The sequence below is a fragment of the Pantoea sp. X-Soil-TKNS-1211 genome (assembly GCF_059730495.1).
This window is the reverse complement of the sequence record NZ_AP035955.1, coordinates 248113-265285: the sequence shown is the minus strand read 5'-3', so window position 1 is coordinate 265285 and position 17173 is coordinate 248113. Positions and strand designations below refer to the sequence as shown.

Sequence of the window (17173 nt, the reverse complement as noted above, 5' to 3'; positions counted from 1 at the left end):
TGTCTGAATGCTGGAAGGACTCTATGCGCTGGCGGTGTTCTACATTCGGGTATTACCGATGTTCCTGGTGATCCCGCTGTTTCAGGGCAACTGGCTTACCCATAGCATGATCAAAAGCTGTTTGATCGTGATGCTGGGCCTGGCGTTTATCCCGCATATTCAACCGGCATTGCCAGGCATTGAGCACCATCTGGTACGTACGGCATTAACCGAAGTGACGCTTGGATTACTGATTGCCTTTCCGATTGGGTTGCCGTTCTGGGTCGCCAATGTGGCCGGGCAATTTCTTGATAACCAGCGCGGGGCAACCATCAGCAGCACGTTTGATCCGAATAGCGGTGTGGATTCATCCACGTTGGCGAGCTGGTTTAATTTCTATTGTTGCGTGGTATTTGTCGCGGGCAATGGTTTTATTCATCTGTGCAATCTGTTGTTGGAAAGCTACATCTTGTTTCCACCGGGCCAGCCGGTTGATTTCTCGTTGATAAAAATTGCCCATTTTATTGCGCTGCTGGATCTTTCCATTCTGAAAGGTATTATTCTGGTCTCGCCGGTGCTGATTACCCTGTTTCTCACCGATATGATACTGGCGGTGCTTTATCGCTACACCCCGCAACTCAACCCGTTTATGTTGTCATTGTCGCTGAAAAGCTTGATCGCCTTTGCGGTGCTGCTGCTGTTCTATAATCCGGTGTTTCACACCACCTTTCAGCAGTTAATTGATGAATTTATGCCGCTGCGATACTACTTCCACCTGCAATGAATCAGAGCAAAACTGAACTCCCCACGCCGAAAAAGAAACGCGATGCCGCGAAGCGTGGGCAGGTGCTAAAAAGTCGCGACGTGACCACTACGATCAACCTGGTGGTGGTGATGACGTATTTGTTTTATTTTTTTAATGGCCTGGACGAGGCGTTACATTTCCTGCTGAGTACGTTACCCACCGTCAATAATATTAATCACCATGATTGGTTGCGCGCTCTGATGATGGTACTGGTGGAACCGACGTTGGTGCTGTTGGTGGTGACACTGGTCTCGTCGATAGTCCCCTCGTTGTTGCAAAGCCGTTTCGCGATTGCAACCCAGTCACTGAAAATTGATTTCAAGCGTATGGATGCGGTGGCGGGGTTTAAACGTATTTTTTCCTTACGTACTTTCTTCAATACGTTGAAATCGTTGTTATATGTTGCCGCCATCGCGGTAGTGAGCTGGCTGGGATATTATGCGCTGCTGCGTTCGCTGTTGTCGGGTGTGAATGCCACGTCGTTGAGCACGATAATTGCGTTATGTGAAACCGCGTTTCTGACCACATTGCTGGCGGTGTTAATTACCTGCGGGTTGATCGCCATTCTCGATTTCCTGCTGGAATATTTTCATTACATTAAAGAACTGATGATGACCCGTCAGGAGGTCAAGAAAGAAAATAGCGAGCAGAATGGTAAGCCGGAAATTAAAAACAAGCGGCGTGAACTGCATCAGGAAATTTTAGGTGAGGACATCAAAAAGAATGTTCGTGACTCCCAAGTGTTATTGGCCAACCCCACCCATATTGCCATAGGTATCTATTTCAACCTGTCGTTATCACCTTATCCTTTTGTTTCGCTGGTACAGCGCGACGCTGCGGCACGCGCCGTGCTGCAATACGCCAGCGAAATCGGTAAACCCATTTATCGCGATAAAAAGCTGGTCAGAGAGATGTACAAAACGGTTAAGCCGTATACGTTTTTACACTGGCGTTGGTTTGATGCACTGCTGACGGCACTGCGCTGGCTGGACGAAGTGGAAAAGCAATACATCGTACTGGATGGGACGGAGAGTGAAACGGATAACCCTCCTCAAACTTAATAAGGAGGGTGGAAAAGGAATTGGCATGAGTAATATCTCAAGATCTTATCCCTTTCAGCTACAGTATAAATCTCTGGTCGACAGCCCCACACAGCCAGAGAAAACGACTGAACAGGAAATTTGCGATGTCGACAGTGAAAACGCTGCAAACTTTCAGGCACTGTTGGAAGATATTGATAATTTGATTCTCCAGATGGAGCGGAATCGTAAAAAATTAAGCGAACAACCTGCATTGTGTGAGTTTTTTCTGGAGTTAATTTATACCCAGCGCTCGGAGTTGAATAAGAAAATGTTGAATGATCAGCTGGCATTTTTTGATTCATCAGGTGAACTGGTACGTAAAGAAAATCATGAGATCACCCGGCGGATTGTACAATTGTTCGATCTGGAGAGTGAACTGGAACAGATGCAAAGCGAAGCCAGGGAAAGCATCTCACAAATATTGACCCCGGCAGAACAAAGAGCATTAAGGCACCAACTGGCGAAAACGCCACCGATATTAAAATTTGGCGAGACATATTTTAGCGCAGAAGGCTTCATAGATAATACCTGCACAGGCAATACCATGGTGCTGGCGCATGAAACCATCAAAGAAGGAATGGCAAAGCTGTTTGATGCACGAGCAGAATTAGCTGAGGTGATGAAGTTAATAGAGTCGAGTACGCGGCACGAAAATCAACAATTATTCACCGCCACGCTAAAAAAACTTGACGCTATTCATCAGAAAATGGATGGCTTTATTAATATGTTATCTGATGGTGCAGAAATCATTCGGCAGAAAAAACCTGATCCTGCTAATGATATCGCTCCGTCCAATATAGCTACCCCTCCGAATAATGAGGTGCCTGAAAACAGTAAAATAGCGTTTTATCAATCAGTGATGGGATTAACTCATTCATGGGAAGATAAAGTGACCTATTTCAATGCGCAATATATCGGGCTATTAATCGGGCTCAGTGGTCTGATGCCGCAGAATGATAAACAACGATTCGACATCAACAACATCGCTGCCATGCTGACTGTGCTGCAAGATATCTCAGCAATTAAAGATAATATGGCGGCGGTGCTGGGAGGTGTGACTGAGGCCGACCTGGCGCATCTGCTCGAAGATATGGGGATTAACTCAGGTGAAGTCGTAGGTTCGATTGCACTGATTAATATTGGCAGCGATGTTGCCAGTATGCTGAAAGATGCCTTGCTGGGATGTTTCATCACCCTGCAAACTGCACAAGAACGGCAGGGAATGATGACCCCCGAACAGCTCTCAAATATGAATAACATGATGGCGCATTTCGACGGTGTGGTTAAGAAAATCGCCTCTTTTAGCAGCACTAAAATCGCGTTAAGCCAGCTCATTAAAACAGCAGGGAGTTTGCTGTCGGTACTGGCAAAGATGTTCAGGTAAAGAAAACTACACCAATACAAAACAACAGGAAATAACAGATGACGTCACTCTATACCGGTTATCGTAATGTTTATCAGCCACCATTTAACGCTCAGCAGGAAAATAAACAGCGGGAAGAAAAAGTAAAAGAACGGGAGCTGCGTGATAAAAAACTCACAGTCGTTTCGTCTGAGGACCTGGCGAAGGATATTGATGCCTTACTGGCGAAATTGCAGAAAAATCGCAAAGCCATGCAACAAAAAAACGACCAGCGTCAGCAAATGCAAGAAGAAATAGCGAAACGTAAACTCGCGCTAAGCAACGCCATAGAAAATAATAAGCTGGCGTCTTATGAGTCAAATAATCAACTGGTGCAACACGAAATTAAAGGTCTGGTGCAACGTCTGGCAAAACTGTTGGCTGCGCAAGCCGAACTGGAACAGACGGAAAGCAAAGCGACGGATTCCAGCAGCTCGCTGGCGATTTCAGTGGCGGTGAAGAAGGCGCGGTTGAGACAGCAGACGATGCTGACACCGGTTATCGAGAAATTGGCACAGGAAGGTACACCGCTTTCACGTAACGTACCAGTGACGGCTGAAGCTAAGCAACAGGAAGCGGCGGAGAGTGACACTAATCCGCTGCTGCGCTCGGCTCCGGCGGAAACTGTGGAGTCAACGACGCAAACGAAAAGCACCGGGGCTGCGACTTACGCGGACGATATCACGACAATCGGCCAGGATAAGATGACGCCGGAAGAACAAATCTGGCATGATTTGTCAGTTTTGCTGGCAACTATTTCTGACATAGAAGATATCATGAAAGAGATCAATGCTCTGATGAATGATCTTCTTAATTCTGATAGTGGTTTTCATCATGAGTATCTAAGAACAAGATTCGAAACACTTTATCAACGAATGACTCGCGCCATGGAGGTTATTAATAAATATGAAGTCAATGGTGATAATATTTATCTCCAGCCGCCAGCAGGAATGACGTCTGAAGAATTGAAAACCTTGCTGGATAAGGCGGGAATTAAGTGCGGAGTGGATGACTCCACGGGTGAAGTATATATTAAAGGGTTTAAGGCTTCAGTTTTCTCCCAAATATCACAGAAATTATGGGGTACAAATTACCACCTCGCAAACGGGTCGGGTTCCTATATTAATGCTTACAGGGATTTTCAAAAGGCCAGTCAGCATGCAACTGAGTTTTTAGCTGAATCTGAACTCAAGCAGCAAATCGCTGCAATCAACAGTTACTACCCCAAGCCTGAATTACCTGAATCGGATGACAGTACGTTAAGTGGTTGGTTAGACGGAATGCTTCCTGCTTTTGACTCCATTGATAAGAGTAATATCAATTTCTATAAATCCCTCATTGCCCTTATTACCTCCTGGCAATCTAAAATCAATGATTTCAATAAACTCTATTCTGAGATTCTAAAGAAATCCGGGGGGGTGAATCCGGGGGATGGAAAACATCGCTTCGATATCACCAATACGGATAAGTTGTTGGCAATGCTGGATAATATTTCTGCATTAGAACAGCAGATGGCGATGATACTGGGCGGTGTCAATTCTACCGACTTGCAGAACCTGTTGGAGGGAACAGGCATCAATGTGACTGAAGTCATTGGTACAGTGGCGATGGTGGATTTGGGTATGGATATTACGCAAATGATGCGAGAAGCGGTAAAAGGACTTCAGAGCCACATCTGGCTGGATGATTATCTGGTCACACCTGAACAGCTTACGCATTTTAATAGCACCCTGACACAGGTGCAAACGCAGTTCGATATCATCATTAAAAAAGTCAGTACCAAAACTGAATCCGCAAAATCATTATTTAACGATACCAAAGAAGCGCTGAGTAATTTACTGAAAACCGCAGAAAGTCTGTTAGCCGACCTGGCAAAAATGATCCGTTAACGGAATGGGTGTAACGGGGAGATGAGTTACATGAATTAACTTCATAAGGAATTCCATCATGTCGACATTTTATTCAGATTATCGTGCTGACCGGGAAGGACTGAAAAAACATGCGATAAAATCACCAGAAGCGCAATTTCTGCATGATCTCACTTTTGAACTGTGGCTTTCGGGATATCAATCTGAATTGGTGCCCGATCATCATGGTAACTGCGAATTGATCAGCAAACTCCATTATCTGTCCGGTTTTGTCTCCTTTCGGTCTGACTGGCATGGTGTTTATGCTGAAGTGATGCAGTTGGTGAAAGATCAGCAACGAACAGTGAAACTTCCGTGTGGTATTAGCCAGAAACAGGTCAGCGATATTCTTAGTAAGTCTGGAATGTCGTTCACCATAAAAGGTGAGCATGAAGTGATCATTAATCCGTTCGCCGATATTCATGATGACCTGCTGGGCGTACTGACCGGGATGAAACATCAGGTCGATAATCTCGGCGACTTTTCAAACAAACTTCAGGATAAACTGGTTTCACTTATCAACAAAACAGCGCATCCTGACGTTTCTTATAAATCCAATCTGCAAAAATCCATTAATAACATCGTTGCCTGAATACCGCACATGCCTTAACGGTGCAATTGATTGTGCGTCGAAGAACTCTGGAAAAATGGAGAATTTAAATGGAAGATACCACCACTGAAACAAGAGAGACAAATGAAAACACAGATCACGCGTGTGATCAGGAAACGCTGGACAATTTATATAGCTGCGCCTGGAATCTTTATCAGCGATCAAAATTGGAAGAAGCCAATGTGCTATTTCAATATCTGTGTTTGTTACGACCATTAAACAAAGATTATCAGATGGGGTTGGGTGCCACGCACCAACTAAAAAACCAGTATCACCGGGCTATTGAGGTTTATATGACGGCTGCCGCGCTGGCGGAAAATGATTATCGCCCTTTATTGCAGTTGGGATATTGCCATTTAATGATTAAAAAAAACGTGCAAGCGCGCGAGTGTTTTGAAGAGGTTTACGCATCGACCAGTGACCCGCAATTAAAACTGACAGCGCAGGGGTATTTAAGTGCAATGGATAATTACCCCGCCGTTAACCATTAAAGGAAAAACGCCATGACGTCGGCACTCACAGCAAGTTATCGCCACTCTTACCCGTATCAGTTTCATTCGCAGCAGGACAATAAAACGCATCAGGAAAAACGGACAGAGAGAGAACAACGAGAGCGCCCTGCGCCGCTAATAAACCAAAATGCACAATTAGATGATCTCGAAGCACTTCTTAAGGAATTGGTCGCCATAAGGAAGGCGCGTCAGCAAAAGTCAGCGCGATACGAGTCACTCTCGGATGAGTATCAAAAGAAAATGTTACTGCTCAATGTAAAGTGGTTTGCAATCCAGTCCTCAGGAGAAATGGCGGGGAAGGCCAATCGCGAACAACTGCAAAAGCTTGCGCAGCAACGGGACCAGTTACTGGCAGATGAACAACTGGATACAACGGATCTGCACGCACCTGGCCCCCGTGATGCGCTGACGGTCGTAATGAAAAAGGCTGGAGTCACACTGACGACACAAGCGATGCCGCTTACCCGGACGGAGGCGGCTTTGCTGGCAAGCAAAAACAACCTGAAAACCGCTGTTCCTGTTGTCCCGTCCGGCAACGAAATGCCGCAACCCACGCTCGCAAAGCAGTCAGAAGCTGCGTCAATGGTGGCGAGCGTGCCCCTCCAACAGAATGAATTCACACCGACAGAGGAGAAACTTGACGCCGCTGCGTTACAACAACTGGCGAACGACGTGGTATTGCTGGCAGACGAAGTTGGCGAGCTGTGGCAATCGGTAGTGGATGAAGCCCGTGACGCGGTGATAACCGTGCTGGTGCAAAATCCAACGGTTCTGAAGCGAGCCGATAACATAACCACCCCGCCGGAAAACCCAGAACAGCCTGAGCTGCCGTTCCCACGCGGGGACAGTACTTATGACCTTAAACGCATGTTGCTTGGTTTACGAACGATCAAAATCGATACCGCCACGCTAAAAATTGAAACGGACAAATACGGCAGCGACGCCATGGTAGCCGTCATGCTACAGACGGCGAAAAAAAGACTCAGGGATAATGCAGAATTGAAGGATAAAGTGCGTCAGCAGCAGCAATCCGCTGAACGTCGTGGCACCCTTTTTAAATGGTTGACGCGCATCGTGATGACGTTGGTCGGAGTACTGATCAGCGCCTTAACCGCTGGCGCAGGCGCGCTACTGTTTTCGCTACTGTTTACCATCGTGGAAGTGGTGCTGGAAGAGGCGGCCGGCTTCAGCCTGACCGGCAAAATCGCGGAAGGTATCGGTAAAGGAATGGCTGGAGCAATGAAGGCCATGGGGATATGTGGGGAGTGGGTAGAACATTTCGCCAATGCGCTGGCGCAAATTATCGTCCTGGTCGCCAGTATTCTGCTCTCGAAAGGGATGACTAAATTATCTACCAGTAACCTCGGTAAGCGTCTGGCGGGCTTTATCACGGACAAAATGCCTTGTCTGAAGAAGCTACCCGGTGTGCCTGACGCCAGCAAACTGGCCAAACCTTTGGAGTGGGTGCAGAGGCGTAGTTCATTAGTGCAGGGAACCGCCGGTATGGTGACCCACTCAATGCAATTGGTGCAGTTTGCCTTTTTGTTCGAAAGTGTGAAAACCAAGCGACAGTTGGGTGATAGCAATGCGGAGATAAAACAGGTCGAATTCTGGCAGGATTTACTCTACCAAATGATGAAAGACCTGCCGAAAGGCTTAGATCAATCCACCAAATCGGAAAGAGAGTTTGTCGAGCTTGCCAGTGACCTGATCAATGGCACTTACCAGCGTAATAAAACGCTAACGATGAATATCGCGGCGCGCAAATAAAGGATAATAATTTATGAGTTTACTCATTCAATCATCTCATCGTGCTTTACCCTTGATCGCTAACGTTGCAATAGCTGCGGAGAATAGCCGAAAAGTATCTGCATCACATACTCTCAAATCGCTGGAAATAAGCGAGTTGAAAGAGATGATTTCAGCGGATATTCAGGATCTACGTTCACCCGAATTGGCTACACCGAAGTATGCTGAACCGACGCCAGAGCAACTGGCAGTCGTTAAGGCTTTCCTGAAGGCGAACCCGCTGGAAAACCTGACACCCGCATCCACTGTCACGCAGAGTCGCTCAGTAGCAAAAGATGTTAAAGACGCCCCGGCAGCTACACTGCATACCACGACTAACCAACTGACTAACTCTGTGATGGCGTTGCAGACCGCACGAGGCCAGACGCAAATCATTGATGAGAAGCTGAAAGGCTTAAACATACAAAGTCAGGCTCAGACCTCGCTCAATCAACAGCATTTCGCCAGCGAGCAACTGTATAAAGATGCGAGAAAAGAATTGGGCGGAGGCATTTCTAGTGCCATAGTCAGCACGGGGGCGTCATCCGCTGGCGCGATAAGCAGTTTTGGCGCGAACAAAAAACATCTTGCAGCACATAAACATCAGCAAAATATTGATGCTTATGAGCATATCAACAAAAAATTGGATATTGGTGTGGAACGTCTGGCGAAGAATAAAAAGCTGGGTTTTGACCGCACCAAAGTGCAAGAAACACCGACACCAGAGGTATCCAAACTGGATGCTACCACCGATGCGACCTCAATTGACATGGATCCAGCGGAATATTACGAGGCTCTGGTATTTAATAAAATGCGCACTGAAATAGCGCAAGCTGAAGTAACACCGCAGGAGGCTCAACCCTTTTCCGATGTGAGTCGCGTGGTTGATGACAGAATAAAGGGCATACTATCTGTTGCTCCCGGGGATATGGCGAATTCGCATGTTACTGGAAAAACGAAATTAATAGAATTTAGTGACGAGCTTAATTTCAGGGTCAAAGATGAACAACAAGCAAATATACATCTCGCGGCAATGGGTTTCATGAAAAAAAGCACTCAATTTAACGATGCGCGAAATGATATAAATCATGGGGTTGATCCAGATGCCGTTGCGTCAGTCCCAAAATCTGGGAAAGAAAAAAAGGATATGCATCATTATATCCAGTTCCAGAAGAGTGATTTTGCCAGTCAGTCCAGAATAACACTGACTGGCGGTGATATTAAAATTATTAAGGACGTTAAAAAAGTTGGTTTTAATTGGGAAGATGGCAATAAAGTCGCGAGTCCATCAGAAGATCATAAAGCGTTCATGAAAAAAATTGAACAGGAAATAAATACACTTAAAACTACCGACAGTCAGACAAATAAAAATGTCATTACAGATGATAGTCAAGTTGTTCAAGAGAGCGTGGTTCTACCGAAAAAGCATAATCAGTTGCAGCAGCCAGCAGCAGAGCGCAGTACCGTTCGCAAGGATTTGCTACTTGCCCCATTGAGCGCAACCTCTGTCGGGATAAATAAGGCCACAAAATCTGTTGCGTCGCAATATGATGTTACGCCTGAACCGACAACTGCCGTTATTCAAGTTGCTGATACACGCAAGCCGAGTATGGCTCACACCGGAGATAATGATCACCCGGTCGTGTCAATCGATGAATTCGCAAACAGCGTGTTAACGCTACCAGGACAAACTCAGGTGCAGACGGAAGTGAAAACCTTGTATTCATCACCAGAGCCTGTCTACGCAAAGATCAATACTGTCACACCCTCAACAGTGCCTGCATCCATTACGACAGCAGAAACAAACGGCATCGACTGGAAACAAGTCCCATTACCACCGCCACCACCACCAATGCCTCCGGTATTAATAAAACCAGAGCCAATTCCAGGTTTTAAACTCTTTGACCGGAGTATCAAAGAAACCTATGACCTGATGCAAAACGTGCGCAGTCTCAAGGGCGGAGTGAATGCAGAATTTAAAAACCTGCCTAAAACTATTTTTGATTTTGATAGTGATGGCAAATATAAAAATAACAGGAAAATTTTATTAAAAAACAAAGCAAGGGCCAGCACACATCTGCTCAAAACTGGGGAATTCCATCCTTTCCATTTTGACGATCCAGGACTTACAACAATCAATAGCGATGAAAAAACCAGGCTGTCCACCTCGATTTGGCGCATGGAAGATATCGCCAAGCAAATGGAGCGCAAAACAGAATCATTTCGCGTTGCCGATGACACCCTGGTAGAGTTGAGTAAAGATAAGCGCCTGGAAGATCTACCAGAAGGGCTGGCGCTGGAAATCAAAGATAATTTAGACGAGGTCAGAGCACTGCAGGCTAAGGTAGCATTAATTAATAATGAATTTGCCAATCAACTCAAGCTTGCTCTTGCTAGTAGCGACTTGAGTAAGCATAAACCGCATCTTATTGGATTCGTGACTGAACTTAATGCATTGAAAGGTCCCTGGACGTCAGCGGTGAATAAAACGGTCAGGAAGCTGCAACAGGCCAGAACCATCATTAGGGAGAAAATCGAGTCTGAACAGAATATTAAAGTTAAGTTGGATTCATCGGCGAAATATCTGGATACGGTTTCCATGGTGTTATTCCAAACCATTGCCAATGCATTTAGCCATCTTTCCCAGGTGACCACCGCGCTGGCGTTGGTGAGGCAGGTCGAACTGGCCAGAATTGGCCAGATTAAGAGCGATACGGCCAAGGAGATGCAGAACAGCTCCATGCGCGGTGATGATGCGCGTGCCGAACAAGCGCGGAAACTGCAGGAGGAGCTTGACTCCATGGGTAAAAACATCGAACAAAGCGATAAGAAAATGCGCGGCATAGTGAATGGCAACCTCAGAGTTTAACGTTAAAAAATTTCTTTCCTGATACGCTTATTAATTTATTCGTTCGCGCCACCCCGGGTGGCGCATTTTTCCGGTAATCGACCCGATATAATGTGGAGGAGAGTATGACTGATGATGAATATCATCTGACCGAATTCTCAATGGAATTGGCAGATGAAAGGGACACCGCCGTTAAATTCATTATCCCGGATGGGGTACACCACGGTCCGGTGGTAGTGAAAATGAAATTCGAAAACAAACGAGGGGAGGTGGTATTTCCACATCATGCCCATTTGAAAGACAGCATTCGTTTCTGCACTCGATCAGGTACGCGACTAATCTGGAAAGGCAATCGTGAAATGGCGAAACGCAGGCCCTGTTATACTGATGAAAAAGGAGACAAGGTGGGTTTTGCTCACTATTATGGCGACCATTCCCATCTTAAACCCTATGATATTGTCGATGATAATGTGGTGATGTGCTTCTTTATTTATTCGGCAAATGAAAAACCACAGGTTGACTATTTTGTTGCGGAATATGGCGGCGAGCATACCACCTCGCCTGTGCCAATTTGTCTTTCCTATCCACCGTCCTGGTAATATACGTCATGGGCTGTATGACCTGATTTTGTCAGTTAAGCGTTAACGGGAGAACGTAAATCTGCACAACGCAATGTGCCTTTACTGCATGGCATCAGGTCTGAACGGCCCCTGATAATTTTCTTATAGAGTTCCGTTTTGATGAAAAAAAGTTCCCCTGTTTCCTGTGACGTACTGTTTAAAACCTTTTTCACTCATCCCAGCACTGCGCAGGATTTTCTGCAATTTCACCTGCCGGTATCCCTGTTGGAAATTTGCGATCTCAGCTCCCTGCGGGTGGTGCCAGGTCGCTATATCGAAGAAACGCTACTGAGCGATTACAGCGAAGTGTTGTATAGCGTGAAAACGTGCAATGGTGAGGTCTTTATTTATTGCCTGTTACAACACCCGCGCTGTTCTGCTAATCAGCACGTTGCCTTCTGGTTAATGCAGGCGGCCATCGCCGTGATGCAACAGAATCTGCAATCTGGTGCCAGCCAGCTACCGTTGGTGATGCCGCTGCTGTTTTGTCAGGACAAAGCACTGTCGTCACCGCTCAACTGGATCGATCTTTTTCCCAATCCCGCGCTGGCGCAACAGTTTTACACCCATGATTTCCCGCTGGCGGATGTGATGTCGCTGCCGGATAAGGTGATTATGAAGCACCGCCGCATGGCAACGTTGGAACTGTTGCTCAAACACATCTACACCCGTGAATTAACCGTGTTAATGCCGCAGTTGGTCACGTTGTTGACCATTAATTACATGACGCGCGAACAGTTAAATGTCCTGATCCGCTGGATGTTACAAACTGGAGATGCCGGAGAACCGGAAGCGTTCGTGTTCGCGCTGGCTCGTCATCTCCCCCAACATAAGGAGGTTTTAATGAACATTGTCCGGCAAATCGAAAACAGAGGTCATCGTGCAGGTCTGATCCTCGGTGAAGAGCGTGGTATCCGAATCGGTATCGAGAAAGGGGTTGAGCAAGGACGGCTGGATGCCGCGCTACGCATCGCCAGTACCATGTTACAGAACGGCATGGATAAAACTACGGTGATGAAGATGACTGGCCTTTCGGAAGAGTGGCTGATGCAGGCGCGCGAGCAAAAATCTACACCCTAAGCCCATACCCCTAATAATGACAAAAATTTCCCTTTCCCTTTCTCACCAGGTTGGACCTTCAACATGGATTGAACATCACAATGAATATGACCCGTGGTTTGGTAGCTATTTTATTCTTTGTTTTCAGTTGGCTGATGCTAACCAAAGCTACATTTGCCGTAGAGTTTTCCCGTCCCCGGTCGTTGCTTGGCGATGACATTTGCCGCATGGCGCTGGCACCACAAGGTGATATTTACACCTTTTCACCGCAGATCAATGGTGCGCTGGGTTATCGCATTCTGAGCGAGGATTTAACCCGTGAAGTACGCGGCGAGATTTTTGCCGCTGACACGATACTGGATTGCCCGCAGGAAGTGGTTTTCGCTGCGCATGGACACGTCTGGCTGCCCCTCAGCAGCCAGAATCGCACTCTGGTTTATGAACTGAGCACGGCTGAGTCGCCCATCAACGCCCGTAAAATCTATCAAAGCGACACCGGGCGCATCCCGCTAAACAGCTGGCTGGGAGATAATGGCGCGACGCTGTACCTCGTCACCGCGCACAGCCGGGATGCGGATAATCACGGCATCATTGAGGCGATTGATATTGCTACGCGGCACAAGCGAACCCTCACCACCGCCGAAAGCGCTCAGGTCAGCGTGACAGAAAATAACGATCACCATGACGTTGCTGAATTTCCGCTGACCCACCTTAACCATAACAGTGTCGATGTGGTGGTTTCCCCACCGGTTTACGATCCCGCCACGGGTGAGGGGTACAGTTATTATCGCAGCACCGCCGCCATTAATGCTGCGGATAGTGGACGGGAGTGGGGCATCTGGCGCTTTAATCCAGCGACAGGTAAGCGTGACATTATTTTCCGCAAAGCCGGTGTCGGTAAACTGCAATCGTTAATCATGCATCAGCGCCGGCTGTATGCCCTGGTGAGCAGCGAACTCATTCTGTTTCATCTGGCAGAAGCGGATATGACGCCAGATAAACGCTGGACGCAGCTTGAGGACACCATCGAAGGCGAACCGCTGGCCGCCAGCGCCGATCATTATCAGGTGCGGTGGGAAGTCCGCGACCAACTGCACCGTATCCGCCAGCAAGGTGATGTTTGGCTTGCCAGTGCCGATAAATTTACCGGCTACCCTGGCTTTTGGCCACTGCGCGTCGCCGAAAAAATCAATGCGCAACAAGCCTTCCTGCTGGCGGGAGAGCGGGGGAAAAATCGGCATATTCAGCCGTTGGCCAGCAGCTACCGTAACCATTTGTGGCTACCGACCGCGTTGCAGGCGCGCGGCTGGACGGTTTCACTTTCGGCACCGCTGGCGGACCGCAGCGCGCCAGTGCAAACTCTGGCCTGGCTCAGCAATCCGGTGGCGGATTTCTCGGCTATCACGTTAGCAGAAGGCGAAGCACTCAGCGAGCGCGTCTGTCTGAAACTGGAAAAGCGCCTGGGTGGCAATGAATATATTCCGTTGTCAGCATTACATACCAATAATCATTATCGCTGGTCTTATGATCTGGCCCGCGCTATTAACCGCAGTCCGGCGCGTAATTACATTGGTGCAGGGACGTTTATCAATAATGAACTGGTTCCCCTGTTAAGTAAATTCCGTAACCGCTTATGGTTGAAAAACCTGAACGATGACCATGAAGGTCTTAATTATAATAAATATTCCGGGTTCAGCTATCAACAAGGAGGCTGTCCGGGCTTGTAGTCGCTGTAATATTATTAACTATAGGGAAATTCCAAATGAAACCATTCCAATACCCACGGCTGAGTAAAGTGGCCTGCGTTCTTATGGCTATAACATCTTCATCCGCGCTGGCAGAAGAAATATTACCAGTGGCCGTGGAACGCTTACCGGGAAATATTCAAGGCGTGTATATGGCTGGGCCAGACCGCAGTTATATCGTTTACGAAAAAGACCAAAATTGTCCTGATAACAGTGATGGTTGTAGCAGCTATGCCGTGATGGAAAACGGCACCCTACGCCTGAGTGAGCAGTGGATAAAAGGTTCTGCGGCTCAAGCGCAATGGTTTTATCAGCTGAATACGCTGCTGAACGGACCGCAAGGGGAAATCTATCTCCCGATATTGGAGGATGTGACTGATGTAGTAACCTCATCGATTTATAAATTAACCCCTGATGTGAAGCAACCACCCGAAACGGTATTTAACTTTTCTTCTGATGCGGCAGGTGAGGGTTATACGCTGAAAAGCTTTGTTTTTGATCCTGATTTTGAAAACATTTATGTGAGTATGCGTACCAGGGGGGAGAATAAGACCTTAATGGTAGCGAAGGATATTGCGACGCCGCCGAATAACTATCGCTGGACGCAAAGTATGAATGTCAACATCAATAGCACGCTGTTTATTAGCGATAGCACCGGTAACGGTAATCTGCTTTCTCAGGGTGGCAGATATGATGGTAGTTTCCGTTCGCTGCGTTCAGTCAATGATCCGGCAGAGGGTAACCATCAGGGTGATGCCTGGTTTTCCGGTCAGAGAGCGATCAGCCTGATTGAGGGTGATAAGCATGTCGCTTATGGGCAAAACCTCAACCAATGTCTGATCACTAAAATCGATTTGCAACAGGTCGTTTCCGGGCAAGCAGATGCGGCTTTGTTGTGGTCAGCTGAAACCCCAGGTTGTCAGTTAATCGATAATGTGGATCTGAACCTGGCCTCGCATCAGCAGCGCGCTTACGCCGGATATTCCAATGCGATCTATGTTTTTGACCGCACCAGTGGCGCGTTGCTGTACACCGTGGTAGCGCCTGAAGATACCCGCTTCGTCGATGGTATGGTGTTCGATGATGCTGGTTGGGCTTATCGCAGTTATAGCGGTTACGATGGATCGGGAGTACTGGCGTTTTCTCCCGATGGCAAAAGTCAACGCAAATACCTACAGGCGGGGGTGGCAGGCGCGCCGGCTATTATGGGCGACACCCTGTACAGCGCCTCGGGTAATCAGCTCTATCGCTACAAAATTGGCACCCCGGATGTGACGCAATGGAAGAAAGTGCAACAGCTGCACCAAAGCTGGCTGACCGAAGACCACTACCGTAATGGCGTAGTGGTGCAATGGACGGAAAATCATGACGGAAAAAGTGTCACGCAGCAGGTCACACTGGATCCGCGTGACACCCCCGAAGGCGGCCTGTCACAATATCGCTGGCCGCAACAGTTAGCGACCGCGATCAATACCTTGTCAGCCTCGCTGCGTGCCGGTGAAACGCCGGTCAACGCGCCGCTGGCGAGCAGCTACCGCAACTGGATTTTCCAGCCTGCCGGACAACAAACTCCGGTGGAATTTACCTTCTTACCGCTCGATCTCAGCGCCCAGCAGCGCTGGCAACTCAATCCGCCAGGTTCTGCACTGTGTTCCTATGGTGATTTACCTACCGGAAGTCGCGTGACGGTGACGCGAACCGGTAATGGCGCACAACTGAGCCATGTTTTTGAGGTGAATGCCCTGAACGGGCAACGTTACCACTGGCCCAAATACCTCGCCGACTTTATTAATCAGAACTTCTCCGGGGTAAGAGCGGGCGAAAAAATTGATGACGCCAGCAGCAGTTTCCGCCAGCTGTACAGCGGATTCCGTAACCGCTTGTGGCGTAACGGAGACCGCGAGCTACGTATTGATTTGCCCGTTAGCACGCAGATAGCGGAGATCGCCGATAACTGTCGTTACGTGCCTTAAACAATATCCGCCGCCTGGTTTAGCCGGGCGGCGCTAAAATGATGGATTAAACAGATGAGAGTATATCGGGCAGTGACCAACAGCATTAGCGTTGCCCCTATAGATAAAAATGTATTAAAAGCCTATCTTTCACCGTACGCATGTGCGCTTAAAAGCTATGAAAAGAAGATAAAGAATGTTGAGGATTCGCTGAAAGCCCAAAATATTCAGCCTGAAGTCGTTGAACATGCCTTTACACGGAAAGAAATGTGGCGGTGTGAGATACTTGAATCTACCCAACTTTTCTGGGATTTAGTGAAGAAGCATGAGGATGTGAAAGATAAAGCCGTAGTCAACGATCTTCACCAGCTATATTTGACAAGTGTCCGTTTACTCTTCAAGTGCAGTGATATAAGTTTTGAGGCTTATAATGCAGCGGAAGATGTCCTTAGTCAGGCTACCCAGTTTATGGACTCTAACCATTATGCCCCGACTACCGTTAGTTTATGGAAGTTGAAAGAGAGCTTAAATGACCACTGGGATACATTAAGGTATAACCTGGCATGGAGTATCACCTATTACGGCGGTCATGCGGGGTTCGATAATGAAAGTCTGGATGAGATAAGTTCGGCCAGAGAAAACGCCAGAAAAGCAAAGGCGCTGGTTGAGGGCTCGCTTGAAAAGAATGAGAAGCCAGATGCGAATTATCAACGTCTTCTGACGCATTTGACCTGTATTAATGAGTTTTATGATAAGTATGAGCTTAAGGGTCATGTGACTAAAAATGATGTGGTCAGTATTTTACAGCTTAAAGTTTATATTCCGGAAAAAATTATCCAGAATGGGTTAGCAAATCCGTAGATA

Annotated in this window: 13 protein-coding genes; all 13 read left to right on the top strand. The window is 47.3% G+C overall.

The features are described 5' to 3' along the window. Positions 1 to 7: 7 nt before the first annotated feature. The 13 genes from sctT (at position 8) to AC6I8W_RS24535 (ending at position 17170) form a co-directional block, all read left to right on the top strand. Complete coding sequence (gene sctT, locus AC6I8W_RS24595; protein ID WP_497838855.1) at positions 8 to 763, top strand: type III secretion system export apparatus subunit SctT; 756 nt, start codon at positions 8 to 10, stop codon at positions 761 to 763. After that, positions 760 to 1845, top strand: coding sequence for an EscU/YscU/HrcU family type III secretion system export apparatus switch protein (locus AC6I8W_RS24590; RefSeq protein WP_497838854.1), 1086 nt, complete (start codon positions 760 to 762; stop codon positions 1843 to 1845). Before sctT ends, AC6I8W_RS24590 begins: the two co-directional genes overlap by 4 nt. Before the next feature lie 25 nt (positions 1846 to 1870). After that, a complete protein-coding gene (locus AC6I8W_RS24585; protein WP_497838853.1) occupies positions 1871 to 3250 on the top strand; it encodes a hypothetical protein in 1380 nt (459 codons plus the stop codon). Positions 3251 to 3288: 38 nt separating this feature from the next. Beyond that, the gene (locus tag AC6I8W_RS24580; RefSeq protein WP_497838852.1) at positions 3289 to 5157 is read left to right on the top strand and encodes a hypothetical protein; all 1869 of its coding nucleotides are present in this window, start codon (positions 3289 to 3291) and stop codon (positions 5155 to 5157) included. Positions 5158 to 5215: 58 nt separating this feature from the next. Next, positions 5216 to 5767: a hypothetical protein gene (locus AC6I8W_RS24575; RefSeq protein ID WP_497838851.1), complete on the top strand. Its 552-nt coding sequence runs from the start codon at positions 5216 to 5218 to the stop codon at positions 5765 to 5767. Positions 5768 to 5835: 68 nt separating this feature from the next. Next, positions 5836 to 6276, top strand: coding sequence for a tetratricopeptide repeat protein (locus AC6I8W_RS24570; RefSeq protein WP_497838850.1), 441 nt, complete (start codon positions 5836 to 5838; stop codon positions 6274 to 6276). Positions 6277 to 6288: 12 nt separating this feature from the next. Continuing rightward, complete coding sequence (locus AC6I8W_RS24565) at positions 6289 to 8067, top strand: hypothetical protein (protein ID WP_497838849.1); 1779 nt, start codon at positions 6289 to 6291, stop codon at positions 8065 to 8067. A 13-nt stretch (positions 8068 to 8080) separates the two neighbouring features. Then, positions 8081 to 10954, top strand: coding sequence for a hypothetical protein (locus tag AC6I8W_RS24560; RefSeq protein ID WP_497838848.1), 2874 nt, complete (start codon positions 8081 to 8083; stop codon positions 10952 to 10954). Between the two features lie 104 nt (positions 10955 to 11058). Then, complete coding sequence (locus AC6I8W_RS24555) at positions 11059 to 11532, top strand: hypothetical protein (protein ID WP_497838847.1); 474 nt, start codon at positions 11059 to 11061, stop codon at positions 11530 to 11532. Between the two features lie 141 nt (positions 11533 to 11673). Beyond that, on the top strand, positions 11674 to 12633 hold the full coding sequence (locus AC6I8W_RS24550; RefSeq protein ID WP_497838846.1) for an Rpn family recombination-promoting nuclease/putative transposase: 960 nt from the start codon (positions 11674 to 11676) through the stop codon (positions 12631 to 12633). A gap of 80 nt (positions 12634 to 12713) precedes the next feature. Then, on the top strand, positions 12714 to 14339 hold the full coding sequence (locus AC6I8W_RS24545; protein WP_497838845.1) for a hypothetical protein: 1626 nt from the start codon (positions 12714 to 12716) through the stop codon (positions 14337 to 14339). A 170-nt stretch (positions 14340 to 14509) separates the two neighbouring features. After that, the gene (locus tag AC6I8W_RS24540) at positions 14510 to 16330 is read left to right on the top strand and encodes a hypothetical protein (RefSeq protein WP_497838844.1); all 1821 of its coding nucleotides are present in this window, start codon (positions 14510 to 14512) and stop codon (positions 16328 to 16330) included. A gap of 54 nt (positions 16331 to 16384) precedes the next feature. After that, positions 16385 to 17170 carry a hypothetical protein gene (locus tag AC6I8W_RS24535; RefSeq protein WP_497838843.1) on the top strand — a complete coding sequence of 262 codons (786 nt, stop codon included), beginning with the start codon at positions 16385 to 16387 and terminating at the stop codon, positions 17168 to 17170. Positions 17171 to 17173: the final 3 nt, after the last annotated feature.